This is a genomic window from Pseudomonas sp. NFACC51, from assembly GCF_900103575.1.
Classification (GTDB): Bacteria; Pseudomonadota; Gammaproteobacteria; order Pseudomonadales; family Pseudomonadaceae; genus Aquipseudomonas; species Aquipseudomonas fluorescens_Q.
In genome coordinates this window covers 117,385-143,447 of the sequence record NZ_FMXH01000016.1, presented here as the reverse complement: position 1 = coordinate 143,447, position 26,063 = coordinate 117,385, and the positions used below count along the sequence as shown (strand labels likewise).

The 26,063-nt window shown below is 60.3% G+C and carries 25 protein-coding genes; 9 read left to right on the top strand and 16 right to left on the bottom strand.

The window, feature by feature from the left end; genetic code table 11:
• Positions 1–349: 349 nt before the first annotated feature.
• Positions 350–523 (bottom strand): DUF6026 family protein, encoded by a 174-nt coding sequence (locus tag BLT00_RS31950; protein WP_170867344.1) that lies wholly within the window; start codon positions 521–523, stop codon positions 350–352.
• 250 nt (positions 524–773) lie between these two features.
• Between BLT00_RS31950 and gnd the strand changes: the two genes are divergently transcribed.
• From gnd to BLT00_RS25720, 3 genes are read left to right on the top strand one after another with little or no spacing between them, the layout of a single operon-like run.
• A complete protein-coding gene (gnd, locus tag BLT00_RS25730) occupies positions 774–1,778 on the top strand; it encodes a phosphogluconate dehydrogenase (NAD(+)-dependent, decarboxylating) (protein ID WP_256572296.1) in 1,005 nt (334 codons plus the stop codon).
• The gene (gene zwf / locus BLT00_RS25725; RefSeq protein WP_092142803.1) at positions 1,775–3,295 is read left to right on the top strand and encodes a glucose-6-phosphate dehydrogenase; all 1,521 of its coding nucleotides are present in this window, start codon (positions 1,775–1,777) and stop codon (positions 3,293–3,295) included. Before gnd ends, zwf begins: the two co-directional genes overlap by 4 nt.
• Positions 3,292–4,113, top strand: coding sequence for an HAD family hydrolase (locus tag BLT00_RS25720; RefSeq protein WP_092142806.1), 822 nt, complete (start codon positions 3,292–3,294; stop codon positions 4,111–4,113). The genes zwf and BLT00_RS25720 overlap by 4 nt, the downstream gene beginning before the upstream one ends.
• A gap of 163 nt (positions 4,114–4,276) precedes the next feature.
• On the opposite strand, the gene nhaB is transcribed toward BLT00_RS25720, so the two are convergent.
• The 3 genes from nhaB to BLT00_RS25705 all read right to left on the bottom strand — a co-directional run bounded on the left by nhaB (position 4,277) and on the right by BLT00_RS25705 (position 7,614).
• A complete protein-coding gene (gene nhaB, locus BLT00_RS25715) occupies positions 4,277–5,779 on the bottom strand; it encodes a sodium/proton antiporter NhaB (RefSeq protein WP_092142808.1) in 1,503 nt (500 codons plus the stop codon).
• Between the two features lie 95 nt (positions 5,780–5,874).
• Positions 5,875–7,164: a hypothetical protein gene (locus BLT00_RS25710; RefSeq protein ID WP_092142811.1), complete on the bottom strand. Its 1,290-nt coding sequence runs from the start codon at positions 7,162–7,164 to the stop codon at positions 5,875–5,877.
• Positions 7,165–7,347: 183 nt separating this feature from the next.
• Positions 7,348–7,614 carry a hypothetical protein gene (locus tag BLT00_RS25705; RefSeq protein WP_013693488.1) on the bottom strand — a complete coding sequence of 89 codons (267 nt, stop codon included), beginning with the start codon at positions 7,612–7,614 and terminating at the stop codon, positions 7,348–7,350.
• A 341-nt stretch (positions 7,615–7,955) separates the two neighbouring features.
• Here BLT00_RS25705 and BLT00_RS25700 point away from each other — a divergent pair, with 341 nt between their 5' ends.
• Positions 7,956–9,281: a sigma-54 dependent transcriptional regulator gene (locus BLT00_RS25700; protein ID WP_063320885.1), complete on the top strand. Its 1,326-nt coding sequence runs from the start codon at positions 7,956–7,958 to the stop codon at positions 9,279–9,281.
• A gap of 69 nt (positions 9,282–9,350) precedes the next feature.
• Here the strand turns inward: BLT00_RS25700 and BLT00_RS25695 are convergent, their stop codons facing one another.
• The 9 genes from BLT00_RS25695 to BLT00_RS25655 all read right to left on the bottom strand — a co-directional run bounded on the left by BLT00_RS25695 (position 9,351) and on the right by BLT00_RS25655 (position 17,793).
• Positions 9,351–10,631, bottom strand: coding sequence for a transporter (locus BLT00_RS25695; protein ID WP_092142814.1), 1,281 nt, complete (start codon positions 10,629–10,631; stop codon positions 9,351–9,353).
• 46 nt (positions 10,632–10,677) lie between these two features.
• Entirely contained in the window at positions 10,678–11,424 is a 747-nt protein-coding gene (locus BLT00_RS25690) for a hypothetical protein (protein ID WP_063320887.1), read from the bottom strand.
• Positions 11,425–11,482: 58 nt separating this feature from the next.
• Positions 11,483–12,163: a C39 family peptidase gene (locus BLT00_RS25685; protein WP_092142817.1), complete on the bottom strand. Its 681-nt coding sequence runs from the start codon at positions 12,161–12,163 to the stop codon at positions 11,483–11,485.
• Positions 12,164–12,399: 236 nt separating this feature from the next.
• The gene (locus BLT00_RS25680; protein ID WP_063320889.1) at positions 12,400–13,392 is read right to left on the bottom strand and encodes a hypothetical protein; all 993 of its coding nucleotides are present in this window, start codon (positions 13,390–13,392) and stop codon (positions 12,400–12,402) included.
• Between the two features lie 59 nt (positions 13,393–13,451).
• Complete coding sequence (locus tag BLT00_RS25675) at positions 13,452–14,045, bottom strand: adhesin (protein ID WP_092142820.1); 594 nt, start codon at positions 14,043–14,045, stop codon at positions 13,452–13,454.
• 1 nt (position 14,046) lies between these two features.
• On the bottom strand, positions 14,047–14,493 hold the full coding sequence (locus BLT00_RS25670; protein ID WP_092142823.1) for a hypothetical protein: 447 nt from the start codon (positions 14,491–14,493) through the stop codon (positions 14,047–14,049).
• A gap of 322 nt (positions 14,494–14,815) precedes the next feature.
• Entirely contained in the window at positions 14,816–15,340 is a 525-nt protein-coding gene (locus tag BLT00_RS25665) for an AAA family ATPase (RefSeq protein WP_092143705.1), read from the bottom strand.
• A complete protein-coding gene (pnuC, locus tag BLT00_RS25660; RefSeq protein WP_092142826.1) occupies positions 15,337–15,900 on the bottom strand; it encodes a nicotinamide riboside transporter PnuC in 564 nt (187 codons plus the stop codon). Before pnuC ends, BLT00_RS25665 begins: the two co-directional genes overlap by 4 nt.
• 258 nt (positions 15,901–16,158) lie before the next feature.
• Positions 16,159–17,793, bottom strand: coding sequence for a methyl-accepting chemotaxis protein (locus BLT00_RS25655; protein WP_092142829.1), 1,635 nt, complete (start codon positions 17,791–17,793; stop codon positions 16,159–16,161).
• Positions 17,794–18,067: 274 nt separating this feature from the next.
• Between BLT00_RS25655 and BLT00_RS25650 the strand changes: the two genes are divergently transcribed.
• Positions 18,068–18,898: an undecaprenyl-diphosphate phosphatase gene (locus BLT00_RS25650; RefSeq protein ID WP_063320894.1), complete on the top strand. Its 831-nt coding sequence runs from the start codon at positions 18,068–18,070 to the stop codon at positions 18,896–18,898.
• Positions 18,895–19,314, top strand: coding sequence for a DUF1294 domain-containing protein (locus tag BLT00_RS25645; RefSeq protein ID WP_092142832.1), 420 nt, complete (start codon positions 18,895–18,897; stop codon positions 19,312–19,314). Before BLT00_RS25650 ends, BLT00_RS25645 begins: the two co-directional genes overlap by 4 nt.
• A gap of 4 nt (positions 19,315–19,318) precedes the next feature.
• On the opposite strand, the gene BLT00_RS25640 is transcribed toward BLT00_RS25645, so the two are convergent.
• Complete coding sequence (locus BLT00_RS25640) at positions 19,319–19,669, bottom strand: MmcQ/YjbR family DNA-binding protein (RefSeq protein WP_013693486.1); 351 nt, start codon at positions 19,667–19,669, stop codon at positions 19,319–19,321.
• Positions 19,666–20,574, bottom strand: a complete 909-nt coding sequence (locus BLT00_RS25635) for a LysR substrate-binding domain-containing protein (protein WP_092142835.1) — start codon at positions 20,572–20,574, stop codon at positions 19,666–19,668. Before BLT00_RS25635 ends, BLT00_RS25640 begins: the two co-directional genes overlap by 4 nt.
• A 129-nt stretch (positions 20,575–20,703) precedes the next feature.
• Here BLT00_RS25635 and BLT00_RS25630 point away from each other — a divergent pair, with 129 nt between their 5' ends.
• Complete coding sequence (locus BLT00_RS25630) at positions 20,704–21,312, top strand: FMN-dependent NADH-azoreductase (RefSeq protein ID WP_092142838.1); 609 nt, start codon at positions 20,704–20,706, stop codon at positions 21,310–21,312.
• 184 nt (positions 21,313–21,496) lie between these two features.
• Positions 21,497–22,534, top strand: a complete 1,038-nt coding sequence (locus BLT00_RS25625; RefSeq protein WP_092143708.1) for an alpha/beta hydrolase family protein — start codon at positions 21,497–21,499, stop codon at positions 22,532–22,534.
• On the opposite strand, the gene BLT00_RS25620 is transcribed toward BLT00_RS25625, so the two are convergent.
• Complete coding sequence (locus BLT00_RS25620; protein WP_092142841.1) at positions 22,528–23,721, bottom strand: MFS transporter; 1,194 nt, start codon at positions 23,719–23,721, stop codon at positions 22,528–22,530. The two genes, BLT00_RS25625 and BLT00_RS25620, sit on opposite strands and share 7 nt — an antisense overlap.
• Positions 23,722–24,063: 342 nt before the next feature.
• On the opposite strand from BLT00_RS25620, the gene BLT00_RS25615 reads away from it, so the two are divergent.
• The gene (locus BLT00_RS25615) at positions 24,064–26,055 is read left to right on the top strand and encodes a hypothetical protein (protein ID WP_092142844.1); all 1,992 of its coding nucleotides are present in this window, start codon (positions 24,064–24,066) and stop codon (positions 26,053–26,055) included.
• Positions 26,056–26,063 lie beyond the last annotated feature (8 nt).

Genomic DNA, 26,063 nt, shown 5'->3' with positions numbered 1-26,063 from the left:
AAGCTGTCGGCACCGGATTGGTGACCGCAGGCATACGCCGAGCAACCTTAAAGGCGGAGAGTATTACGAGTCGGTTGTGAAAACTTTGTGAGTTTTTCGGATACAAAACGCACGTGAGGTGCGAATGCACCTGTGGCAAGGGGATTTGTCTCTAGGGGCGGGACCTGTGGGAGCAAGGCTTGCCCGCGATAGCCGCGCCGCGGTCGTACCGCTGAACCGCGTTATCGTTCATCGCGGGCAAGCCTTGCTCCCACAGATAGAATTCTCGCCGCAAGTGGGCACGGCAGGACTACATGGAAGTGACACTGTTTGACCAGCGTCACTTCTTCAACCGTGCCTCCGGGGACGGTTACCGAGCCAGGGACTGGTTCTGGTGGGGCAGCTGTGCGTATTGCAACTGCATGCGCAACTGCGTCACTTCATCAAGCAGTAGATCGCGTTCTTCCTTGAGTAGGCGCAATTCATCGCGACGAATGGTCACATAAAGGGTTTGGGGAGGACGTGCGGTAACGACAGGGCCCATTGCTCACCTCGCAAATGGCGTACATCAACTATAGAGATGTCGCCAGTATTTGGTCGACACCTCTACTATCGGCGCCGATTCTGATTTCTTTTGCTTGTGATTGGAACTTTTTTATTTTTCATGGTCGCTGTGTCTTCGGCCGGATCTTGAGCGTTATCCCTTGTGATCGCTCGAATTACCCGGAAACTATGCAGCAATGCTCTGGACTAACCTCCACGTGTCGTACGAGCTAAACCTTTGACTTACCTTTATTTGTAGTAGGGAGCATCAGCACATGCAACTCGGGATCATTGGACTGGGCCGCATGGGCGGCAATATTGCGCGGCGCCTGATGCTCAATGGGCACACCACCGTTGTCTATGACCGCAATGCCGCTTTTGTCGAAAACCTGCGCCAGGATGGCGCCACGGGCGTCGCGGACCTGCCGGCACTGGTCGCCGGGCTGGAGAAACCACGGGCGGTCTGGGTCATGCTGCCAGCCGGCGCGCCCACCGAAGACACCATCAACGTCCTCAGCGAGCTGTTGGAGCCGGGCGATGTAATCATTGACGGCGGTAACACGTACTACAAAGACGACATCCGTCGCGCCCAGGCCCTGTCGGAAAAAGGCCTGAGCTACATCGATGTTGGCACCTCCGGCGGCGTGTGGGGCCTGGAGCGCGGTTACTGCATGATGATTGGCGGCGATGCCGAAGTGGTGAAGCGCCTGGACCCATTGTTCGACAGCCTGGCCCCAGGCATGGGCGACATCCCGCGCACCCGTGACCGCAAATCCGACGATGACCGCGCCGAACGTGGCTACATCCACGCGGGCCCGGCCGGTTCGGGGCATTTCGTGAAGATGATCCACAACGGCATCGAATACGGAATGATGCAGGCCTTCGCCGAGGGCTTTGACATCCTCAAGACCAAATCCAGCGAAAGCCTGCCAGCGGAGCAGCGCTTCGACCTGAACCTGGCCGATATCGCCGAAGTCTGGCGTCGCGGCAGCGTGGTGTCGTCGTGGTTGCTGGACTTGACCGCCGATGCGCTGGCCAGCGATCCGAAACTGGACGGCTTTTCCGGCGAAGTCGCCGACAGCGGTGAAGGGCGCTGGACCATCGAGGCGGCCATCGAGCAAGCGGTGCCGGTTCCGGTCCTGTCCAGTTCGTTGTTTGCCCGTTTCCGCTCGCGCCAGCAAAGTACGTACGGTGACAAAATGCTCTCGGCCATGCGCTTCGGCTTTGGCGGCCACGTGGAGACGCCGAAAAAATGACCTCGATCGGCAGCAAATCCAAGGCAGAACCCGCGCCGCCGACCACGTTGTTTCTGTTCGGCGCCCATGGCGATCTGGTCAAGCGTCTGCTGATGCCGGCGCTTTACCACCTCAGTCGCGACGGTCTGCTGGGCGATGGGCTGCGCATCATCGGGGTTGACCACAACGCCATCAGCGATGTGGATTTTGCCAAGAAACTCGAGGACTTCATCCGTAACGAAGCGGCGAGCAAGGGCGGCGATGCCGACCGGGCGCTCGATCCGGTGCTGTGGGCCAAGCTGGCCAAGGGCATCAGCTACGTCCAGGGTGATTTTCTCGATGAGAGCACCTACCAGGCGCTGGCGGCGAAAATCGCCGCCAGCGGCACCGGCAACGCGGTTTTCTATCTGGCGACCGCGCCACGTTTTTTCAGTGAAGTGGTCAGCCGCCTCGGTGCGGCAGGGCTGCTTCAGGAGCAGGAAGGGGCCTTCCGTCGCGTGGTGATCGAAAAGCCGTTCGGCTCCGACCTGCACACCGCCGAAGCGCTGAACGCTTGCCTGCTCAAGGTCATGAGCGAGAAGCAGATCTATCGCATCGACCATTACCTGGGCAAGGAAACGGTGCAGAACATTCTGGTCAGCCGTTTCTCCAACAGCCTGTTCGAGGCGTTCTGGAACAACCACTACATCGACCACGTACAAATCACCGCCGCCGAAACGGTCGGCGTGGAAACCCGTGGCAGTTTTTATGAACACACTGGCGCCCTGCGGGACATGGTGCCCAATCATCTTTTCCAACTGCTGGCGATGGTGGCCATGGAGCCGCCAGCGGCGTTTGGTGCCGACGCCGTGCGTGGCGAAAAGGCCAAGGTCGTCGGCGCGATCCGGCCCTGGTCGGTGGAGCAGGCCCGGGCCAACTCGGTTCGCGGCCAGTACACAGCCGGTGAAGTCGGCGGCAAGGCGGTCAACGGTTATCGCCAGGAGGCCAACGTGGCGCCCGACAGCAGCACCGAGACCTACGTCGCCCTCAAGGTCATGATCGATAACTGGCGGTGGGTCGGCGTGCCGTTTTACCTGCGCACCGGCAAGCGCATGAGCGTGCGGGACACCGAGATTGTCATCTGCTTCAAGCCCGCGCCATACGCGCAGTTTCGCGACACTGAAGTCGACGAACTGCAACCTACGTACCTGAGAATCCAGATCCAGCCCAATGAAGGCATGTGGTTCGACCTGTTGGCCAAGCGGCCGGGGCCGGCACTCGACATGGCCAATATCGAATTGGGATTTGCCTACAAGGATTTCTTCGAAATGCAGCCATCCACGGGTTACGAAACCCTGATCTACGATTGCCTGACCGGTGACCAGACGCTGTTCCAGCGCGCTGACAACATCGAAAACGGCTGGCGCGCCGTGCAGCCGTTCCTCGATGCCTGGCAGCAGGACGCGGCATTCCAGCCCTACAAGGCCGGCGAAGATGGCCCGGCGGCCGCCGATGAATTGCTTACTCGCGACAGCCGCGTCTGGCATGGCCTCGGATGAGTGATCAGTTGATGCATCCCATCCGCTTTTTGCTCAGTGACATGGACGGCACGTTGTTGCTGCCCGACCATAGCCTCAACCAGCGCACCATCGAAGCCGTTCGTTCATTGCGTGAAGCTGGCGTGCTGTTCAGCCTCGCCACCGGGCGGCCGCCGCGGGCGATGTTGCAGTTCATCGAGGCGTTCGGCGTCGACCTGCCCACGGCGGCATTCAATGGCGGTACGCTGGTGCATCCGGACGGCAGTTTCCTCGCCGTGCATTACCTGCCGCCTGAGGCCGCGCTGACCACGCTGGCGTTGTACGCCGATCAACCCGGTATCGAGGTCTGGGTATTCGCCGACGGCGACTGGCTGGTGCGTGACGCCAACGGTCCGATGGTGCCGGTGGAAACCCGTGGCCTGGGTTATCCGCCGGTGCAGGTCGACAGCTTCGAACCCTACCTGGAGCGGATCGACAAGATCGTCGCCACCAGCGCCAATACGGATCTGCTGGTTGAGCTGGAGGCTCGCTTGCACCCGCTGCTCAAGGGCCAGGCCCAGGTGTCGCGTTCGCAACCGATCTACCTGGACGTGACGGCGATGCAGGCCAACAAGGGCGAAGCACTCTTGACCCTGGCGAAGTTCCTGGATGTGCCACTGGAGCAGACAGCGGCCATGGGCGACGGTGGCAACGACCCGGCGATGTTCCATCGCGCGGGCTTGTCGATTGCCATGGGGCAGGCGGAGGAGGCGATCAGGCGTCAGGCCGATGTCATCACTGCAGCCGTTACCGAAGACGGCGCGGCCCTGGCGATCGAACGCTACATCTTGCCGCGATAAGCTTTGGCCCTTTGTGGCGAGGGAGCTTGCTCCCGCTGGGGCGCGAAGCGCCCCCCTGTACATGCCTGACACACCGCAGTGTCAATGCTTTCTTGGGGCTGCTGCGCAGCCCAGCGGGAGCAAGCTCCCTCGCCACAGGTTTTCCTTCTGCTCAGCAATACTTCTACAGCCAGTAAGTCACCGCATACCAGCCCAAGCCACCCATCACCACGGTGTAGGGCAGTGCCATCCAGACCATCCGGCCATAGGACAGGCGAATCAGCGGGGCGATCGCCGAGGTCAGCAGGAACAGGAATGCCGCCTGGCCGTTGGGTGTGGCGACGCTCGGCAGGTTGGTGCCGGTGTTGATGGCCACCGCCAGGGTCTCGAACTGTTCGCGGCTCATGTGGCCGGATACGAAGGCCTGTTTGACCTCAGTAATGTAGATGGTTGCCACGAACACGTTGTCGCTGATCGCCGACAGCAGGCCATTGGCAATGAACAGCATGCCGGGCTGCTGGTCGGCGGGCAGGGCCAGGACCCACTGGATCAGCGGCGTGAACAACTGCTGGTCATGAATGACCGCCACCACTGCAAAGAACACCACCAGCAGCGCGGTGAACGGCATGGCGTCCTTGAACGCATTGCCAAGCCTGTGCTCGTCGGTGATGCCGGTGAAGGCGGTAATCAACACGATGACCATCAGGCCGATCAGGCCGACTTCGGCAATGTGCAGGGCCAGGCCCACGATCAGGATTAGCGCGGCAATACCCTGGACGATCAGGGCGGCGCGTTGCCGTGCGGTGCGTTCACGATTGTCCTGCTCGGCATAATCGGCCAGCACGGTGCGTACGTTGTCCGGTAGCAGCGTGCCATAACCGAACCAGCGCAGTTTTTCCAAGGCTACGCAGGTCACCAGCCCGGCCACCAGCACCGGCAGCGACACTGGCGCGACTTTCAGGAAAAAATCGACAAAATGCCAGTCCATTTCATGGCCGATCAGCAGGTTCTGCGGTTCGCCTACCAGGGTGCAGACGCCGCCCAGCGCCGTGCCGACGGCACCATGCATGAGCAGGCTGCGTAGAAACGCCCGAAACTGATTGAGATCTTCATGATGGCTCGACGGCAGATCATGGTCTTCATCGACATTGCTGTCCTGGCGCGGATCGTTGCCCGACGCCACACGGTGATACACCGCATAGAAGCCCACGGCGGCGCTGATGATCACCGCGGTGACGGTCAATGCGTCAAGGAACGCAGACAGGAACGCCGAGAGAAAACAGAACATCAAGGACAGCAGCGCCTTGGAGCGCACACCCAAAAGCAGGCGCGAGAACAGGAACAGCAGCAGATCCTTCATGAAGTAGATCCCGGCCACCATGAACATCAGCAGCAGGATGACCGGAAAGTTGTGCAGCAGCTCATCATATAGCGCCTTGGGCGTGGTCATGCCCATCACCAGCGCTTCGACCAGCAAAAGGCCGCCAGGCATCAGCGGATAGCATTTAAGGGCCATGGCGAGGGTGAAGATGAATTCCACCACCAGCATCCAACCGGCAACGACCGGGCCCAGGGTCCACAGCACCACGGCATTGAGGATCAGGAACGTGATGACGCACGCCTTGTACCAGCGTGGGGAATGCCCCAGAAAGTTATGCGCGAAAGCTTGAGCCATCGAACCGGACATTGGCTGCTCCTTTTATTTAGAAGCGCGCAACTTGCCGTAAGAAATAAGGAATATCAAGAGTAAGAATAAATACCGTCCACTCGCGACAATCCTGCTCAGGCCCAATACCGCGCAACCACCGCTCGATAATGCCCCTGGAGCGAATAGCCGCCTACCAGAATTCTTCCATCAGCTTGCATAGCCAGGGAAGTGGCGGTGTCCAGGCTGTAGCCGAGCCGAGTGCGAACCCAGCCCTTGCCCTGGCCGAAATCCGGGTCGAGGCTGGCATCCGGCAGATGTCGGGCAAGTACGAAGTCGGCCTCGATACCGCCGATCGTGGCGCCGGCGGTCACCAGTTTTCCGTCCGCTTGAAGCTGGGCGGCGGTCCACTGACTGGCAGTGCGCCCGATCGCCATGAGTTGGCACTGACCCTGGTTGCAATGACGATCCGGCTTGCCGTCGGGGCGCACTTTCAGGGACAGGCTATGCATCGGATCACGGCTGCTGCCGAACACCTGCAGATCACCGGCCGCATCCTGAACGATTTGGCTGACCATCACGCTGTGCCCCTGGGCCAGGATGGACAGGAAGCCGTTCTCGCCAAAGCTGTCATCGAGTTGGCCGCTGCTGTCATAACGGGCAATCAGGCCATGCTGGGGCAAGTCGATGGCGCCGCCGACGACAATATGGCCGTCAGCCTGGAGCACCAGGCAGCCGAGCCAGGTATTTTTCAACAAGCGTCGGACCATCACGAAACCGCGACCGTTGAACGAGGAATCCAATGCCCCATCGGGCAAGAGCCGGATCAGTACGCCGACATGGTCGGAGAGTTGATAGTGGTGATTGGCGAGCACAAGGATCCGGCCATCGGCCTGCACTTGCATGTCGCAAGCCTCAAGTCCCGGCACGCCGGGCGGTAGCCAGGGGTCGCGCAGCCCTTGGGAGAGATTGCCGCAAAGCCTGATGATGTGCCGGCCGGCATTGCCGAAGCTTTGAACGGCGCAACCTTGCTGGTCGAACAGCGCCAGGGCGGGAAGGGTGTGGTCGTTGCTTTCATAGTGCAGGCCGGACAGCAGGATATGCCCATTGGGCAACACGATCACCTTGCCCGCCGTCGCTTCGAAACCGTGTTCAAACGCGCCGATCACGTAGCCGCGGGTGCCGAAGTCCGGGTCAATCTCACCGTCGTGGCTGAGTCGCGCCAGCCCGAACCGACTGCCGTGGGCCGTCTCGATCCTGGCTGCCACCAGGATTTGTCCGGCATGATCGAGCGTCAATCCGGTGGTCAGGCTCGAGGTACTGTCTTCGAAATGAACCCAGGCTTTGCCGTTGGTGGCAAAGCCTGGGTCGAGTTGTCCGGCGTGGGCCATGGCCCTGGGGGACACAAACGCGAACTGATCGAGCATGCCTGCCTCTCCTTGCGTGTCGAGCAGCCCGAAAGGGCGACGACTGCATGAGGGCAACATTCAATCCCTGAATGTGACAATGCACAACTGTCATGTTCTACGGATACAGCGGCAATTCGTGCCATAACGATGGCTTTACAACCCAGAGCCAAGCCTGCAATGGATAACAGGCTTTACCGGTGGTTATTCAGGCATCGACCAGGATTGCAATGTATAGCCTTCCTGGCTCAGTTCGGCACGGGCCTGTTTCAACAGATCGGCCAGTTGGACCGGGTCGGTATAGGCGCTGCTTGGAATTTGGGTGCGGCCAATATGGGTATTGGTGCGGTCGATGACGGTCAGGCTAAGTTCACCGTTACCGTCTTGTGGAGCCCAGGCCACGCATTGGAAAGGACGGAATGCGCGGTCGGCAATCAAAAGAGCTTCGTTGATACGGAGCGGGGCGTTCATGGCGTTTTCTCTTAAGTGTGCCCAAACAAATGATGTGCCGTCGGTTGGGCGTACCGTGCGGCTGGTTACTTGTACTGATGTCCCGAACCCGCAGGCGGGTCACACATTATTTAAATAAATTTCGATTTTCTTTCAGACCAGGCTTTTGGGCTTTTGTTTGAAAGCACCCTGAAACAAACAGACTTGAGATAACTAACCAACCGCCTGCTTATAACCAGTTTGAAGCGACCTCGATAATCAATTGATACAAGGGGGCGTCAACTTCTTGCTACTGTTACATGCAGGTTTGCCAAACGACTGTTTCTAATCATATTTCCTTATTTTGACGCCAAGGATCAGTCATGATCGAAGCCAGTACGTCACGTCGTCTGCTCGTGGTTGATCCCTGCGATGATTGTCATCGCCTGTTGCCAGGTCTGCGCACCATTGGCTGGGATGTGGACAGTTGCTCCCTCGAACACGCCAGCGATCGGACGTGCGACGTCGGCCTTTTGCGGTTGCAGCCTTTTCATCTGGAGCGCCCGGAAGCGGTCAAGGAGTTGATCAGCCGTAGCGGCACCGAATGGATCGCCGTGCTCAATCAGGAAGTGTTGCGCCTGAAAAACGTCGGTGATTTTGTCTGCGAATGGTTTTTCGACTTCCATACCTTGCCCTTCGACGTGTCCAGGGTCCAGGTGACACTGGGCCGGGCGTTTGGCATGGCGCGCCTGCGGGGGCAGGGCTCGATCCACATTGATCAACCCGAACATCAACTGCTGGGCGACAGCAAGCCGATTCGCGAGCTGCGCAAATTGTTGAGCAAGCTGGCGCCCGCCGAGTCGCCGGTCTTGATTCGGGGGGAGAGCGGTACCGGCAAGGAACTGGTGGCGCGTACCCTGCATTGTCAGTCTCACCGGCGCAACAAGCCGTTCATCGCCATCAACTGCGGTGCCATCCCCGAGCACCTGATCCAGTCCGAGTTGTTCGGGCATGAGAAGGGCGCGTTCACCGGGGCTCACCAACGCAAGATCGGGCGGATCGAGGCGGCCCACGGCGGGACGTTGTTTCTCGATGAAATCGGCGACCTGCCGTTGGAGCTACAGGCCAATCTGCTGCGTTTCCTGCAGGAAAAACACATTGAGCGGGTCGGTGGCAGCCAGCCGATCGCGGTCGATGTGCGGGTCTTGGCGGCCACCCATGTGGACCTTGAGGCGGCCATCGAGCACAAGCGGTTTCGCGAGGACCTGTATTACCGCTTGAACGTGTTGCAAGTGGTGATGGCGCCGCTGCGCGAGCGTCATGGTGACCTGGCGATGCTGGCCAGCCACTTTTCCCATTTCTACAGCCAGGAAACCGGTCGCCGTCCTCGCAGTTTCAGCGACGACGCGCTGGTGGCGATGGGCATGCATGACTGGCCCGGCAATGTGCGCGAGCTGGCCAATCGCGTCCGTCGCGGTCTGGTGTTGGCCGAAGGGCGTCAAATCGAAGCCCGGGACCTCGGCCTGGCCAGCCACCAGGGCGTCGCGGCGCCGATGGGTACGCTGGAGGACTACAAGACCCGCGCCGAGCGCCAGGCCTTGAGCGATGTGCTCAACCGTCACAGCGACAACCTGAGCGTGGCCGCCAGAGTGCTGGGCGTGTCCCGGCCGACATTCTATCGCCTGCTGCACAAGCATCAGATCCGCTGACTCAAGCCCGCTCCCACAGGGGGGGGCATTGCCCTTGGGATATGTGCCCGTCACATATCCCTGAGGGCATTAGAAGTAGTACGGGAATTTCAGGCTAAAGGTGAAATCCGGTGCGTCGTCGGTCAGCCCGATGGACAGGTTGGGTACGATGGTCAGGTTGTCGGACGCGGCGACGGTCATGCCGATGTTGAAGTAGCCGGCGTTGGCGTCGCTGGAGGTCACCGACTCCCAGTCGCCACCGTCCTGTTTGAGCTTGCTTTTCTTTTGGATCAGGTCAGAGACCGAGAACGACATGCTCATCTTCTCGTTCAAGGCAAAGGCGATGCCCGCGCCGAGCTGGAAGCTGTCGCCGATCCGCACCTTGCCTGGGACCTTCTGGTTGACTGTGGAGCTGATGTCGTCGAACGATTCTTCGAAGTTATGGGTGTAGGAGAGGGTGCCGAACAGCACCGCCGGATCGAAGGTCTTGACCAGCGAAAGCCCGGGCGTGATCGACCACACGCCGTTGCCGGTGGGCAGGTCATCGGGCACGAACAGGTTGGTGTTGGCCTGGGATTGACGTAGCTTGATGCCAAACGGGTCCTTGCCGGTGGGGGCCTTGACCCGCAGGGTGACCACCGCGTCTGGAGCGTTGATCGACTCATCCATGAACTTGTAGGCGATGCCGAAGTTGACGTCGCCGATGGTCGGGTCGCGGGTCACGGTTTCTTCGCTGGTGACCCCGGCCGCGCCGTTGTTCGCGCCGCCTGACTGATACGTGGATTCGCGATAGACCACCGGCACGTTGAGGTCGAACTGCCAGCGATTATCGAAGTTATAGCGGCCGGTTAAGTCCAGCGTCCAGGTGTCGGCCTTGATCCGGTCGAGGTTGATGTTGCCCAGGAAAATCGAATCCAGGGCCAGGAAGCCGTTGAGGATCAGTTGCCGCGTGTCGTAGCGTGAATAGGTCACGCCGGTCTCGAAACTGAACTTGCCGCCGCCAAAGAAGCCGCTGGCCTCGTCATAGAGGTTGGAGACACTCTGGGCCGGTTGGGAATCATCGGCCAGGGATTGCCCATAGCCGCTGCCGCCGGTCGTTGTCGCGCCGCCGGCCACGGTCTGGTTGCCTTTCATGTCGGCCGGGGATTTGGCCAGGCGCTTGGGCTGTGGCGTGGCGGGTTGATCCTCCACCTGGCGAACCCGCTGTTCGAGCACCGCCAGGGCTTTCTGCTGGACCTCGTATCGTTGCTTGAGCTCAAGAAGTTCCTGTTTCAGCGCCTCGATGTCTGCATCCGGGGCCGCGTGCAACACCGCCGCCGGGAACAACGTGCTTAAACACATCACAGCGCGTAACGATACGGATCGATACATGAAATATGCCGTCCCTATTTGCCCAATGATCGGAAAACAGCGTAGTTCAATAACCGAGGTTACGGAGGCCGCGCAGTTGGGTCAGATTGCAGTCCAATGCCCCGGCACTGGGGCCGTTGTTGTTCAGCACCACGTTGAGCTGCGTCATGTTGTTGACCAGGTTGCTATTGCCCAGCAGGCGAGTGTTTTGCAGCAAGCCGCCCTGGGCCACTTGCTGCAGGGTGCCGCCCTGGTTGTGGCTGGCCTGGATCGCCATTTGCACGCCATTGCCGGTGGCGGTGACCGCGACGCTGCCGGCGGCGTTGCTGCCGCTGATGGTCTGGCCCTTGGTCAGCAGTTGGCCTTGGGAGGGGACGAGCGCAGGCGCCTGGTTGCTCTCTTTCACATTGATGTTGACGTTGTTGTAGGCCGTGTTGCCGTCGCCGGCGGCACGCACGCTCTGGGTCACGCCCTGGCTCGTGCCAAGGCCAGCACCACCGGTAATGTTGCCGCTGCCCTGTTCCGGAGCGCTGCCGTTACCGGTCTGCTTGATGGTCGAGACGTAGAATTCGGGTTTGACGGTGGCGGCCTGGATCTGCATGGTGCTGGTGGCGCCGATCAAGTCGCCGCTGGCGTTGCGCCAGGTACTGCTCATGACGATGCCGAAGCTGATGACTCGGCCAGGCATGACATAACGACCGCGCAGCTCGGCAAGCTCCTGGTCCTTGACTTCGATGGGTTTGAAGCCGGCATGGGCAAAGCCCGAGGCAGTCGCGAGCAGGCAGGCCAGCGACAGCCAGTGTGAGGTTTTCATGTGCTGCTCCCGGAGCGTCCTGCTCCTTTTTGTACTTATTGTTGGCAGTAATCGGCGATTAGAAAAAGTCGCTCTGTATGAAACCGAAGTCCATCAGTTCCGCATCCCTGACCGGGTTGAAACCGTCCAGCTTGTTACGGGCTGTCAGGGGTTGAGGAGGGCTGCGTAGTGCATTGGTCTTGTCATAGCCCGGGCCGACGATCGCAAAGACGATGCCGTTCCAGCCTTTGACGAACTCATCGTGGGCGTAGCGCTTGTGCCCCAGCACCGGGTCGCCGATGTAGACCCATTGCTTGTCGGCCCGCTGCAACACCACGAAGTGCTTGTAGCCGCGTATCTCCATCAGGACCACCACCGGGATCGTCACCGCTTCGAGTTTCTCAGGCGGTATCCGGTAGCCTCGGGCGCGCATGCCGATGGTTTCCACGTAGCGCTTCATGTCCAGCATGGAAAACCCTTGGGTGCGAACCAGGTTCTGGTCGGCATTGACCAGCATGCCTTTGATGACGTGCTCTTCATCGACGTCAAGCCAGTAGGCCTGGCGCAGCACCGTGGCCAGCGCGGCGGCGCCGCAACTGAAATCGGTTTTCTGCTCGACGATGTCGCTGAATTTGCGTTCGCGTATGCTTTGCACCGGTTTGTAGACCAGCATGCCGCCAGGCAGGGCGGCGACCGGCATCTGCGCCGCTTCGGCCACGCAGGCCAGGCAGAGCAGCAGGGAAACGGCAGTGACACGCATGATCAATACGCCTAATGAACATCCAGGGAAAAAAAGCCCCTTTGCGTGTCATGTCGTTCATTTCAAAGCGTTGAACTGAGTCCGTGGCGAGGGAGCTTGCTCCCGCTTGAGTGCGAAGCACTCATAACCAGTGGGTCTGCTTCGCAGCCCAGCGGGAGCAAGCTCCCTCGCCACAAGAATCACTCACGTCCTGAGTGGACAGCATTACCGTTGCCGGGGCTTCGTTTCATGCGCGCTTACATGCAGGCTTTGCAGCCGGCAGCGATGGACAGCGAGTTGCTCTGCTGGTTGCCCACGCCTGCCGACACGTTGGCGCCGCCGTTACCGGAGAAGCCGTTCATGGAGTTGGTCATGGTGGCGTTGTTGATCACAGGGTTTTTCCAACCGTCACGGGTCAGCACCTGCTGGGTGTTGCTGCCGGCCAGCTCGAAGGTCCCCACGGCGGAGAACTTGAACTTGTCGTCATCGTGACCGCCGCCATAGCCGCCGCCTCTGTTGTCCCAGCCGCCGTGATCGTTGTCTTCGGCGGTACCGGTACCTTTGGCCTTGAACGTGCCGGAGGCGCTGTAGGTGCTGGTGAGGGTGTCGGTCTTGTAGGTCCGCACGCCTTTGTTGTCGACCACTAGGCCGGTGGAGGACTGGTCAGCCGCGGCAGAGGCCTGTGCGACACGGCCCCCGGATACAGCGATGGCCAGGTTGTTTTTCTGTTGGTTGAAGTTCCCGGCGGTCACGTTGATGCCGATGTTGCCGGAGCCACTGTTGCCTGCATTGGTGAGCGAGGCGTTGTTTTGCGTCGAGTTGTTCTTGACGTAGTTGTTGTTATTGACCTGCGTGGCGCTGGAGGCGGCGACAGCCGAGCCGAAGATAAAGCTTTCGTCGGCGGTGGCCAGGGCGGCGGCGTTGTCCTGCTGGTTGCCGTCGCCGCCGGCAATGTTGGCGCCCATATTGCCGTTGCTGCCATTGAGCGAGTCAGTGGCTTCAGCGGTGTTTCTGGTGGCCTGGTTGGTCACCACGTTACCGTCGCTGTTCTGCTCATCCAGCACCGTAGCCCCAGCGCCGGCATTGATGGAGAGCAATTGATCCAGCGTCGGCCCTTGCTGATGGCCATTGCCGTGACCGTGACCATTGCCATGGCCATTATTGTTGTCGTTTCCTCCAGCCTGTGCCGCCATTGTCATGACCGCGGCGAGAGCGAAAACCAATGGTTTGAGTGCCATTGTAGGTTTCATGGTGTTTCTCCTTGCGTGTCGTTGGTTAAGTGTCAGTACTTTCTTATGTAGCCTCCGGGTCAATCCGCGACTCGGATGCTCAGGGTGTTAGCCATGCGGTTTCCCACCCCTGCGCTCTGGTTCACCTGGATTACCCCTCGGCTGCCGGTGAAGGCCTGGTCGCTGGTAACGACCTGGCGACTGCCGGTTGGGGCGCCAGTTGTTCCTGAGTTCGGTAGCAACGCCACGTTCTGTTGAGACAGGGCGCTGTCGTCAATGCTCTGCGGATGGGCACTGATGCCCACCCGCATGACATTGGCCATCTGGTTGTTGGCCCCGGCGGACTGGTTGACGCCCAGCACACCGTTGCCGTTGGTGAAGGAGTGGCCGCCGATACGGGCGGTGGCGGTCATGGAAGGGTCGGCCGGCGTGTCGACGCGTTGCTGCACGCGGGTGCTGGCCTGGGCGTGGCTGCCAATGGCGATGGCCCGGGTGTTGGTTTGCTGGATCTGGTCGCCGGCGGCTTGGTTGACGTTGAAGTTGCCGGTGTAATGGCTGCCGGAATCCTGCAGGTTGGCGTTACTGACCACCGCAACACCTGGATCGGCAAATACGGTGAAAGAACTGAGCAGGGAAAGCATGAACAGGGCGAGCAGAAACAGCACGGGCTTCATATCACTGACCTCCCGCCAGCCGACCCAGCGGGGCCAGGCCGGAACTCAGCGAGCGGTTGATGGTGCCGGAGATCGCGCCGCCGCTACCGCCACCGTGACCGGCATTCATGCCCGGCATGCCGTTGGGATTGGTCACGACGTTCAGACCTTGCACGCCAGTATTCGGGTTGACGGTGTTGCGGATCGACGAGCCGCTGGCCACGCTGGCAAATTCGCCGTCACTCAGTTCGGTGCTGGCGGTCGCCTGGTTGATTCGTTCGGAGGGGTTGGCATTGACGGTGGTTGGATAGGGGTCTTTGCCACCGTTGCGACCAATTGCGATGGGCTGCACGTCGCGGTTGAGCACAATGACGCCGTTGCCCTCGGCCTGCGCCGGCAGACTGAGCGTTGCGCTGGCGGCGCAGCCGGTTAACAGCAGGCACGTCAAACTTTTCTTGAAAGTCCCCACGGCATCGATTCCTTCTTCGGTGGGCTGGCCCTTGTCAGCGTTGCGAAGTGGGAGAGCATGTGTTGTGCCGTGTTTTGAAATGACTTGTAGTTCAAAGGGTTAGAGTTTTTTTGTATGACCCGCCGGTCGAATCTGTTTCATCCGTGAGACAACCCTGTGGCGGTTAATGGCCGTGCGCTATCGTTTGGCTATGGATCCAGGCTGTGGGAGGGGAGTGTTTCAAGAAACTAACAGTGAGGATGACAATTGTGTGAAAGGGCGCTGGGGCAGGGTTTGAGGGGGGCCAGGTGTTTCAAGAACGCAACACACCCCTCGCGATACGTCAGATGTCGAGCAGTCGGGTCACGGCGGCGAACACCTGGTCCCGACGTTGCGTCCAATCGCCTTCAATCACTTGGAAATGCCGTTGATGCCGAACCAGCCAACGCTCGATCGCTTCGAAGAAATCCATGCGTTCTGCCAGTTCGGGTTGGCAGCGCAAACCGTCGCCGGTCCATTCGACTTGCTCGGGGCTCAGCAACAAGTGCAGGTCATAATGGCGGGCCAGCAGGGCCGGCTCGAGCCAGTCCGGGCAGTCGCCGAACAGGGTCTGGCTCCAGAGGATGTTGCTCAGCAGGTGCGTGTCGAGGATCAACAGCGCCGGCCGGCGGGCACGCGCCTCATCTTCCCAGGCCAATTGGCCGGAGGCGATGTCGGTGATGTCCGCCAGGCAGGTGTCGCGTTGGGTCTGCTCCATGAAATGGCGTACGTACTCATCCACCCGCACGCCACCAAAATGTTCCTGCAATTGCGCCGCCAGCCAACTCTTGCCGCTGGATTCCGGGCCGGTCAGCACCACCACCTTCATGCGCGCAGGGCCGGGTCGGCGCGCCATTCCCGCCAGCCTTGCACGGCCAACAGGGTGAACAGGGCATAGAGCGCGGCAGTCAGGTGCAAGCCTTTGTAGATGAACAGGCCGACGAAGATCACGTCCAGGGCAATCCACAGCGGCCAGCATTGCACGCGTTTCTGCGCCATCCACCACTGGGCCACGAGGCTGAAACCGGTGAGCGCGGCATCGAGCCAGGGCTGGGCGGCATCGGTCCAGTGGGCCATGGCGGCGCCCAACAGCAGGCTGCCTGCCGCACCGATAGCCAGGCCGGACAGCACTGACGCCCCACCGAGACTGCTGACCTGGCGTCCATCATGATTGTGCCCGGCACGGGTCCATTGCCACCAACCGTAGAGTTGCAGCACTGCGTAGACAACCTGCAGCAGCATGTCCGAGTACAACTTCACCTCGAAAAAAATCCAGCTGTACAGCAACACCATGACCAGGCCTATCGGCCAGCACCAGGGGTTCTGCTTGACGGTCAACCAGACAGCGATCACGCCGAGGGCTGCGGCAAACAGTTCAAGCCCGGACATGGCGGTTCCTTGGGGAATAGAAGAGGGCGGCGATTGTAAACGCTATGGCGTGGGCAGCTCCAATACCAATGTTGAATGTGCCGTCGCTATCGCGAGCAAGGGATTACGTTCGTTCCCACGCTCCTGCGTGGAAATGTCGCCAGGGACGCTCCACGTTCCGCTTCTGGAGGTGACGCAGAGCGTCACGGGATGCATTCCCACGCGGAGCGTGGGAACGATCTAATCCAAAGCCCGCTCCCACAGGGGGGCTACCGATCTTTAGACCCGGAACTGCGTGAGCAACCCGTTCAACTGTTCACTCAATGCCTTGAGGCGGGTGCTTGCCTGGCTGGATTGTTCGGCGGCCATGGCCGTGCTGTGGGACAGGCCGGCGGCCTGGGTGACGTTCTGGTTGATGTCTTCCACCACATGGGCCTGTTGCAACGTGGCGCTGGCGATGGAGGCGTTCAGGTTGTTGAGATTGCGCAGGGCCTGGCCGATGGCGTTGAGGCTGGCACCGGCCAGGCCGGCCTGTTCGATGGTCAGTTGCGAAGCACGGCTGCTGTCGCCGATGACTTTCACGGCGGCTTCGGAATGGGTTTGCAGGCGCTCGATCATCGCCTGGATCTCTGCAGTGGACTTCTGAGTACGCTGGGCCAGCAACCGCACTTCATCGGCGACCACCGCGAAGCCCCGGCCCTGTTCGCCGGCGCGGGCGGCTTCGATCGCGGCGTTGAGGGCCAGCAGGTTGGTCTGCTCGGCAATGGAGCGAATCACCTCCAGCACGCTGCCAATCTGGGTGCTTTCACTCGCCAGGGTGCGGATCACTTCCACCGCCTGGTCGATGGTCTGGGACAGGCGGTCGATCTGCTGCAAGCTGCCATCGATGTTGACCTGGCCTTGCTGGGCCTGGGATTCGGCGTCGCGCATCTCATTGGCCGCGTGCTCGGCGTTCTTGGCCACGTCCTGCACGCCATAGGTCACTTCATTGATCGCGGTCGCCACCAGCTCCATTTGTTGCGACTGCTGCTGGCTGCGTTCCTGGGCCTGCGCCGCGTCGTTGCCCAATTCACTGGAGGATTGCCCCAGCGCACTGGCCGAAGCTTGCAGTTGGGTCACCACTTGCCGCAACTTGGCGGTAAAGGCGTTGAAATGCCGCGCCAGTTGAGTGACTTCGTCCTGGCCGTGGGTGTCGAGGGTGCGGGTCAGGTCACTCTCGCCGCTGGCGATGTTGGCCATGGCGTTGACCGTTTCCTGCAACGGGCCGACGATGCTGCGCACGATCAGGGTCAACAGCAGGCCCATGAGCAGGGTGATGACCAGTCCAACCACCGAGGCCTTGATCACCTGGGATTGAAACTCGGCCTGGACGTCATCCACGTACACGCCTGAGCCGATGATCCAGCCCCAGGGCTCGAACAGTTGGACGTAGGAGGTCTTGCCCACCGGGGCCTCGGCGCCCGGTTTCGGCCAGAGGTAATTGATCATGCCGGCGCCCTTGGACTTGGCGATGGCAACCATCTCGTTGAACAGCGCATAGCCGTTCGGGTCACGGATGGCCGAGAGATTCTGGCCTTCAAGCTTCGGGTTGGTCGGGTGCATGATCATGACCGGCGTCAGGTCGTTGATCCAGAAATAATCAGCCTGGTTATAGCGCAGGCCACGTACGGCGCTGAGGGCCTGCTTTTGCGCGGCGTCACGGGTAAGGGTCCCGGCAGCTTCCAGGCCTTGGTAGTAAGTCAGCACGCCGCTGGCGGTCTGTACCACATGCTGGGTTTTCTGCACCTTGGCTTGGTAGAGGTCGCTGTGGATCTGTTTAAGCATCAAGGCGCCGAGCGTGAACAACATCACGATGGCCACGACCAGGATGAGCCACAAGCGTCGGCTGATCGACACACTGCGCAAGCTATTCATACGCTGTCACTCCGGTTTTTTTATTCTTGTCATATCGACGGCCGGCACTGTAGCGCCCGGCCGCTATCGGTCATTGACCTGAGTCACAACGCGGCAGCGTTATCAGGGCTCGTCTGATAGGATTTCGGCCCCGCAGCGCAAAACCTGAGCCGGTTCTCATTTTTCATTGGTTTTTTTTGAAAGGTCGCGGTTATCGTGCACCCGCTGCGGGGGACCTGCATGACACTTGAATATTGATAAGACCTGCATGAACAGCGTCTTTTTTGGGGGATGAATGGATTTGTGGACCGCCTTTTCGGCACTGATTCTTGGCGTAGTAGAAGGCTTGACGGAGTTTCTGCCGATTTCCAGCACGGGACACCAGATCATTGTCGCTGACCTGCTCGAGTTCGGCGGTGAGCGTGCGATGGCGTTCAACATTATCATCCAGCTCGGCGCGATCCTGGCGGTGGTCTGGGAGTTTCGCCGCAAGATCTTTGACGTGGTGCTGGGCCTGCCGACGCAGCCCAGCGCCCGCCGCTTTACCGCCAACCTGCTGATCGCCTTCCTGCCCGCCGTGGTCTTGGGCGTGCTGTTCGCCGACTGGATCCACCACTACCTGTTCAACCCGGTCACGGTGGCCACCGCGTTGGTGGTGGGCGGCCTGGTGATGCTCTGGGCCGAGAAGCGCCAGCACCAGGTGCACGCCGCAACGGTGGACGAGATCTCCTGGAAAGATGCCCTGAAGGTCGGCCTGGCCCAATGCATTGCGATGATCCCAGGCACCTCCCGTTCCGGCGCGACCATCATTGGTGGCCTGCTGTTCGGGCTGTCGCGTAAAACCGCTACCGAGTTTTCGTTCTTCCTGGCGATGCCGACCATGGTTGGCGCGGCGGTCTACTCGGGCTACAAATACCGTGAACTGTTCGTCCCGGCGGATTTCCCGGTGTTCGCCATTGGCTTCGTCACCGCGTTCATTTTCGCCATGATTGCGGTCAAGGGCCTGCTGCGATTCATCGCCAGCCACAGCTACGCCGTGTTCGCCTGGTATCGAATCGCCTTCGGCCTGTTGATCCTGGCAACCTGGCAGTTCGGCTGGGTGGACTGGACCGCTGCCAAGCCATGAACCAATCACGCAGCCGCAAACACGCCGGGCGCAATGCTGAAGGCACCGTGCAGCACCTGCGGCTCAAACTGATGGTGTTTGCGCTGCTCTGTGCCTTGCCGTTGTTCGGTTCGCTCCTGTTGGGGCTGCGGGCGGTGTCGTGGGTGCCGATGGTGGCTTATGGCGGCGTCAGCGTGGTGGCATTCCTGCTGTACTGGAGCGACAAGCGCAAGGCGCGCGCCGACACCTGGCGCACCCCGGAGAATGTGCTGCATGCGGTGGAGCTGGCCGGCGGTTGGCCCGGAGCCTTGCTGGCCCAGCAGCTGTTTCGCCACAAGACTCGCAAAGTGTCGTTTCAGGTCGTGTTCTGGTTCATCGTGCTGTTGCACCAGGTGTTCTGGATCGACCAGTTGTTCCTGGGCAGCTATCTGTTCTGAATGACTAGAGCAACAAGCCCACCTGGGTGCGCTTGGGCAATTTGCTGACCACCAATTGGTGTGAGCGTTGCAGCAGGCCACGCAACTCTTCGGCCCCCAGCGGGTAGGGCACTTGCATGATGACCCACTGGGCCCGCGCCAGGTAAGGCGCGGGGTGAATGCCCGGTCGGTCGCAATGGCCCAGGAACAGATCCTTGTCGACCTTGAACGCCAGCGAGTCGCCTCGCAGGCCCTGCAGGGCGAACATCTTGTTCCCGGCAATGGAAAACACCCGCACGCCGCCCCATTTGTAGTCCTCCCTGGCGCCGGGCAGGCCCAGGCAAAACTGCGCGACATCCTCTTCGCTCAACCTCATATCGTTCTATCTCCACAGCCCTCGAAGGCTTCCACCAAATGATCGATCCATGCACGCACCGCTGGCAGCACGCCACGCCGATGCGGGTAGACCGCCTGGAGCCAGCCATCGGGCGATGACCATCCAGGCAAGAGTTCCACCAGTGTGCCGTCCTGCAATTCCTGCTCGCAATACATGCTCGGCAATAAGGTGAAGCCCAGGCCGGCGAGGGTGCAGGCCCGTCGCACAATGAAGTCGTCGATGCCCAGGCGGGCTTCCAGGCTCAGTTCCACCCGCAGCCCATCGGCGCTGACCAGGCGCAGGTGCACCTGGCGATCGGCTTCCAATGCCCCCAGCACCGGCAGTTGCTTGAGATCGTCCGGGGTTTCGATCCGCCGTCCTGCGACAAAGGCCGGGCTGGCAACCATCATCAGTCGCGCCTGGCGCAGGCGCCGGGTCATCAGCAAGGGATCCTCGTCCCCCAGATCGCGCACGCGCAACGCCACATCGATGCCTTCGCCGATCAAGTCCACCCGCCGGTTGAGCAGGGTCATATCCAGTTGCACCAAAGGGTATTTCACCAGGAAGGTTTCGATTATCGCCGGCAGGAACTGGTGGGCCAAGCCCACCGGACTCGACACCCGCAGTCGGCCGCGGGGTTCGCTGGACATGCTCGCCACTGCCTCGTCGGCCATCTCGGCCTCCAGCAACATGGCCTGGCAATGGCGCAGATAACGTTCGCCGACCGCGGTCAATTTCAATTGGCGGGTGGTGCGCTGGAGCAACCGGGCGCCGAGGCGTTCTTCCAGCTCGGCGATACGCCGCGACAACCGCGACTTGGGAATGCCCAGCGCGCGCCCAGCCGCCGCGAAACCGCCGGCTTCGACGACCTTGGCGAAGTAGTACAAGTCATTGAGGTCTTGCATGTTGAACTCGATTGTCCTGTCAATGGGACAAACTATCGCATTTATGCTGACTTATCGATCATTGGTCTCATATGTAGGATGGTCGCCAATTGATCGCCCGGTTGCGGTCCTCATTTGGAGAGCATTGATATGAAACTACTGCACATCGATTCGAGCATCCTCGGTGACAACTCCGCTTCCCGCCAATTGAGCCGTCAAGTGGTTGAAGCCTGGAAAGTTGCCGAGCCAGGCATCACCGTTACTTACCGTGACCTGGCCGCCGACGCCATCAGCCATTTTTCCGCCCAGACGCTGGTTGCCGCCGGTACCAGCGCCGAATTGCGTGACGCTGCGCTCAAGTACGAAGCCGACCTTAGCACCGAGACAATGGCAGAGTTCCAGGCGGCGGATGCGCTGGTCATCGCCGCGCCAATGTACAACTTCAGCATTCCGACCCAACTCAAGGCTTGGATCGACCGCATTGCCGTGGCCGGCCAGACGTTCCGCTACACCGAAGCTGGCTTCGAAGGCCTGTGTGGTGGCAAGAAGCTGGTGATCGTTTCCACCGCCGGTGGTTTGCATGCCGGGCAGCCAAGTAGCGTGGGGCACGAGGAATACCTGAAGGTGATGTTCGGTTTCCTGGGCATCACCGACATCGAATTCGTCCGTGCGGAAGGGCTGGCCAAGGGCGATGACATGCGCAATAAGGGCATGAACGAAGCCCAGGCGCAGATCGGCGAACAGTTCGCCGCTGCGTAAAACCTGCGTAAAGGCAGCAAGCGCTTCGGGCAACCTTCGTAAAACCCTGTATTCTCGTCGTCATTGGATGGCCGGGATGCAGGGTTTTACTGCATTCGGCGCCTGGATTTCTGGCGCAGGTTATGCACGGCCAAAACTGCGAGCGACGGGGCCTTCCCGTGCGCTGGTGAAGGTGGATGATTCGATGATACGTTTTGGTGCGGCGCTGCTGCTTTGCTTGTTTGCCAGTCTCGGTCCAGTGCAGGCCGCACCGGGCCCACATCCGCATTGGAGCGCCGGTTTCCATGAGCTGAGCTTTCTCGATCCGCTGGATCAGCAGCCGATGCACGCCATTGCCTTCTATCCGTCCACCGACCGAGAACAATCCAGCCTGCTGGGCGGCTACCAGATCGATGCCGCGCCGGACGCCCAGATCGCCATCGGCCGCTTCCCGCTATTGATGTTGTCCCATGGCAACACCGGCACGCCGTTGGCCCTGCATGACCTGGCCACCTCGCTGGCACGCAAGGGGTTTGTCGTGGTGGCGGTGATTCATCCCGGCGACAATGCCCAGGATCACAGCCGGCTTGGCACCCTGAGCAACCTGTACGGGCGGCCGATCCAGATTTCCGAAGCCATCACCGCAACGCTCAATGATCCGATGCTGTCGCCGTTCGTCAACGCCGGGCAGGTTGGGGTGATCGGCTATTCGGCCGGTGGTGAAACCGCGCTGATCCTGTCCGGTGCGACGCCGGACCTCAATCGCCTGCGCCGCTACTGCGTGGAACGGCCGGACGATCGTGACGCCTGCAACACTCAGGGCGAACTGATTGCCGACCGCGATGACCTGCAACCCGTGGCCGACCCCAGGGTCCGGGCGCTGCTGCTGATGGCACCGTTGAGCCTCAAATTCGGTCGTCATACGTTGGCCGATGTCCATGTGCCGGTGTTGCTGTACAGCGGCGATGGCGACAAAATCGTGGCTTTCGACAAGAATGCTGCCGCTCTGGCCCGCAAGCTGCCCACCGCACCGGACTTCAAGACCCTGGCCGGCGCAGGCCATTTTGTCTTCCTCGCACCCTGCACCGATGAGCAGATCGCCGCGATGCCCGCGCTCTGCACGGACGCTGACGGTGTCGACCGCAAGGACATCCACCGCACCATGATTTCCGAGGCCAGCCGCTTCTTCGGCGAGGCCTTGGGCAAGCCAACCCGGGCGGGGATGAGGACGGCCGATCAATAAGGTGCGTTTATAGCTCGGCGACGCAGCAGCAGAGTCAGGCCCAGTCCAGTGACGGACAACAAGGCGGCGCAGAAGAAGATCGACGAATAGCCCAGGTTCAACGCCACCGCCCCCATCAGCGGACCGGCAATCGCCAGCGCCAGGTCAAAGAACACCGCATAGGCGCTCAAGCCGGCGCCCCGGCTGGTATTCGGCACTTGCTTGATGGCCTCCACCCCCAGCGCCGGGTATACCAACGATAGCCCGAAACCGGCCAGCCCAGCACCGACCAGGGCGAACGCGGTGGACGGCGCCAGCCATAGCAATACCAACCCGAGGGTTTCGATGCTCATGCAGGCAATGGCCGAGTTGAAGCCGCCGAAACGGGCAATGCTGGAAATGAACAGCAACCGCGCGAGGATGAAGCAGACGCCGAATACCGTCAGGCACCACGCCGCGCCGGTCCAGCCGCGACTGATATAGAACAGTGTGATGAACGTGGTGAGCGTGCCGTAGCCGATCGACGCGAGGCTCAGGCCCGCCCCGAACGGCGCAATGCGTCCAAACACCGCCCAGAAAGGCAAGCGCTCGCCACGAATGACCGGCACCGACGGCTTGTTGCGAATGATCAACAGCGCCGCCCCGGCCAGCAACGACAACGCAATACCCAGGCTGGCAAAACCCAATTCACTGACCATCACCACCCCCAACGGCGCGCCAATAGCGATGGCCCCGTAGGAGGCGATGCCGTTCCAGGAAATCGAGCGGGCGGTGTGCTCCACACCCACCTGGCCCATGCACCAACTGATGGTGCCCACGCCAATCAGCCCTTGGGCCACGCCAAGCAGCAGGCGCCCAACAATCAGAATCAATAGGCTGGGCAGGGGATAGCTTTGCAGCAAGGTCGAGAGCAGCGTCAGCACGCCGCTGAGCACAATCCCCGACAGCCCGTAGACGATCGCCCGCTTGGTGCCGACGCTGTCCGACAACCGCCCGGCCATGGGACGGCTGAGCAGGGTCGCCAGGTACTGTGAACCGATGGTCAACCCGGCCACCACCGCGCTGAAGCCCAGCTGTTCGTGCACATACCCGGGCAGCACGGCAATCGGCAGGCCGATGCAGAGAAAGGCGATGAAGGTGTAGAAAACGATGGAGACGATCTGCAGGGTGACCGATAGGGAACTGGGAGCAGAGGAGGGCGTGGGCATGGGGCTCGTTCGCGGGCGGCGGTAAGAGAGCCTCATCATGGCGCGAGGTGAGGATAAAAGAAAGCAGGCTAACTAAATGTGCTGGCACGGGATGCGGCCCGGGCTTGGCGAATTGTCCCTTGGTTTGAACCCCCGGCTTTTCTGGCGGGCAGTCGCTGCTTGGGCTCTGTAAAAGGACGACCTGTCAACTCTGACAGTATCCAAGATATGAAAGAGGGCGTTCAATCAGTCGCAGGCCCTATTGGTCGATGTGAAACGCTTCGAGATGTCCATGGGCATTGTGTGCCGAGCTTTACGGCGGTAGCTCCAATCACGACGGTCTGAATATCAGGAGAATCGGATATGGCAAGCGTGGACAAGAAAACCAGTGCGGCGCAGGCTCGTATTGACTACCTCGCGCAGCGACGTGAACAGCATTCAGGGCCCAAGGCTTTGGATCCTCCTGAGCTTCTGGCCAGGGTGGTTGATAGCACAGACGGTACGCTCCATGGTGAAGATCTGGATAGGGATCTGCAAGTCAAATTCTTGGGTTTCTCTGACTTGCCGGCACTTCCGAATGATGAGTCGATCATGTATTTGCAGTTCGCTTCGGGTGCGACGCCTGATGAAGATGACTATGAAGACGTTGCTGAAAGAAGCTTTCCTTATCCGGTCGACCCGCAAACCGCTTTTCCGTTTGAACTGACCCTTGAGCGCAAGCACTTTGCCATCGATGGCGTTTATACATTCAGAGCGTATTTAGATAGTTACAACCACCAGAAAGACAAGTCACTACCTACCACTCGTATTTTCGATAGCACGCCCCCCTATAACCATAAGGAGCCCGAACCGTTAACCATTACGTCTCCCATTACCGATGCTGTTTTGGCGGCTAATCCTACTGGGGTTCCGGCGATCCTTGACGAATATGACGACCGCGCGGCAAGCGATGAATATTTTCTGTATTACGGAACACTCCCGTTGCCGGATAACCTGCCCGGTACCCCGCCTACGGTCACAGGTTTTGTACCGAATGACCTGACATTACGGATACCTGTCGACGTCATTCAGAGGGTGGGGGATGGTGGCTGCTATGCGGTGTATGCACTGCGCGACAAAGCGCAGAATCGCACTCCGCTGTCTGACCTAACCCGCTTGGGCGTGGCCTTGGGCACTTGGCCGCCCCCTGATCTTCAAAGAGTCGAAGTACCGCAAGCGACATTCAAGGGGTTCCTCGATTTTCAAGATGCTCTGGATGGCGTGGATGCGGTCGTCAAAACCTATACGGGGCGAAAGGGGACCGATTACATTGAGGTGACCTGGGGAACGACAGTGCTTCCTTTGGAAACCATGGGTTTGGCCCCAACCAAGAGCATCCGCATCGACCCCGACGTGCTGCGAAGCGAATACGGCGCTGCGACCGGGCCGATTAGTATTCAAGTAAGTTATCGCGTATTGCGAGGCACGGTGCCTTATGGTTCGGACATCGAAACAGGGATTACGGTCGTGACCAATTTTTGGCTACCGGGGCCCACGCCCATCGATCCTTGGCCTGATCCGATCAATGGTGACATCCCATTGGGTGACGTCTTTGGCGAGAATTCAACAACGCCTAACGTTTTGACCCGAGCGCACAATAATAAAAATGCCAACTTTGTATTTAAGTTGTACCCGAATGTGCAGGCGGACGAAATCGTAAAGATTTACTGGAACGGCGAGCACGTCGTCGAAGCCGATTATACAGTCTTGCCCACTGATAAAGAGGGCTATGAAAAAACGCAAATCATTCCGTGGCCCTACATCCAGAGGGGCGGCAATGGCGACGAGGTGCCGGTGTGGTACTGGATCAATTCTCCCAACTCTCCCAACCGCCAACGTTCGGACGACACGCCGGTCGAGGTGAACGCGGTCATCTTCAAGCCCGCTGCGCCGACCTTTCCCGATAAAAGTGGCCCGTTCTTGAATTGCGATTCGCTCTATGGTCCCGACTACGCCATTCGTGTGCAAGTGCCTGATCTATCGGGCCCGCCTTACAACTTGGGTATCGGGGATGTGGTGACCCTGCACTGGGTCGCGCTGGCGGGTACTGCTGGAGAAACGCCGATCGATGGGGCCGAGAAGAATGAACCGGTCACCCTGGATGATACAACCTGGCCGGTGACAGGCTTCATCTGGCTGGTACGACCCTACGCAACGCACCTTCTGCCCACGTATGACCCATTTGGTCCGGGGGGCAGTGAGGGGCGAGGGCGAATCACCTACTCCTATGTTGTAGATGGAGAGACGATTACTTCTGAGGAGAGCGAGGCGCGGGTGACCATGTTCCTAGGTCACGGCTCGTGCCCACTCCCTTGATCATCATC

Excerpts from the sequence above, each read along its gene's own strand:
- BLT00_RS31950 (WP_170867344.1), bottom strand. The coding sequence starts at position 523 with ATGGGCCCTGTCGTTACCGCACGTCCTCCCCAAACCCTTTATGTGACC.
- zwf (WP_092142803.1), top strand. The coding sequence starts at position 1,775 with ATGACCTCGATCGGCAGCAAATCCAAGGCAGAACCCGCGCCGCCGACC.
- BLT00_RS25720 (WP_092142806.1), top strand. The coding sequence starts at position 3,292 with ATGAGTGATCAGTTGATGCATCCCATCCGCTTTTTGCTCAGTGACATG.
- nhaB (WP_092142808.1), bottom strand. The coding sequence starts at position 5,779 with ATGTCCGGTTCGATGGCTCAAGCTTTCGCGCATAACTTTCTGGGGCAT.
- BLT00_RS25710 (WP_092142811.1), bottom strand. The coding sequence starts at position 7,164 with ATGCTCGATCAGTTCGCGTTTGTGTCCCCCAGGGCCATGGCCCACGCC.
- BLT00_RS25705 (WP_013693488.1), bottom strand. The coding sequence starts at position 7,614 with ATGAACGCCCCGCTCCGTATCAACGAAGCTCTTTTGATTGCCGACCGC.
- BLT00_RS25700 (WP_063320885.1), top strand. The coding sequence starts at position 7,956 with ATGATCGAAGCCAGTACGTCACGTCGTCTGCTCGTGGTTGATCCCTGC.
- BLT00_RS25695 (WP_092142814.1), bottom strand. The coding sequence starts at position 10,631 with ATGTATCGATCCGTATCGTTACGCGCTGTGATGTGTTTAAGCACGTTG.
- BLT00_RS25690 (WP_063320887.1), bottom strand. The coding sequence starts at position 11,424 with ATGAAAACCTCACACTGGCTGTCGCTGGCCTGCCTGCTCGCGACTGCC.
- BLT00_RS25685 (WP_092142817.1), bottom strand. The coding sequence starts at position 12,163 with ATGCGTGTCACTGCCGTTTCCCTGCTGCTCTGCCTGGCCTGCGTGGCC.
- BLT00_RS25680 (WP_063320889.1), bottom strand. The coding sequence starts at position 13,392 with ATGAAACCTACAATGGCACTCAAACCATTGGTTTTCGCTCTCGCCGCG.
- BLT00_RS25675 (WP_092142820.1), bottom strand. The coding sequence starts at position 14,045 with ATGAAGCCCGTGCTGTTTCTGCTCGCCCTGTTCATGCTTTCCCTGCTC.
- BLT00_RS25665 (WP_092143705.1), bottom strand. The coding sequence starts at position 15,340 with ATGAAGGTGGTGGTGCTGACCGGCCCGGAATCCAGCGGCAAGAGTTGG.
- pnuC (WP_092142826.1), bottom strand. The coding sequence starts at position 15,900 with ATGTCCGGGCTTGAACTGTTTGCCGCAGCCCTCGGCGTGATCGCTGTC.
- BLT00_RS25655 (WP_092142829.1), bottom strand. The coding sequence starts at position 17,793 with ATGAATAGCTTGCGCAGTGTGTCGATCAGCCGACGCTTGTGGCTCATC.
- BLT00_RS25650 (WP_063320894.1), top strand. The coding sequence starts at position 18,068 with ATGGATTTGTGGACCGCCTTTTCGGCACTGATTCTTGGCGTAGTAGAA.
- BLT00_RS25645 (WP_092142832.1), top strand. The coding sequence starts at position 18,895 with ATGAACCAATCACGCAGCCGCAAACACGCCGGGCGCAATGCTGAAGGC.
- BLT00_RS25640 (WP_013693486.1), bottom strand. The coding sequence starts at position 19,669 with ATGAGGTTGAGCGAAGAGGATGTCGCGCAGTTTTGCCTGGGCCTGCCC.
- BLT00_RS25635 (WP_092142835.1), bottom strand. The coding sequence starts at position 20,574 with ATGCAAGACCTCAATGACTTGTACTACTTCGCCAAGGTCGTCGAAGCC.
- BLT00_RS25630 (WP_092142838.1), top strand. The coding sequence starts at position 20,704 with ATGAAACTACTGCACATCGATTCGAGCATCCTCGGTGACAACTCCGCT.
- BLT00_RS25625 (WP_092143708.1), top strand. The coding sequence starts at position 21,497 with ATGATACGTTTTGGTGCGGCGCTGCTGCTTTGCTTGTTTGCCAGTCTC.
- BLT00_RS25620 (WP_092142841.1), bottom strand. The coding sequence starts at position 23,721 with ATGCCCACGCCCTCCTCTGCTCCCAGTTCCCTATCGGTCACCCTGCAG.
- BLT00_RS25615 (WP_092142844.1), top strand. The coding sequence starts at position 24,064 with ATGGCAAGCGTGGACAAGAAAACCAGTGCGGCGCAGGCTCGTATTGAC.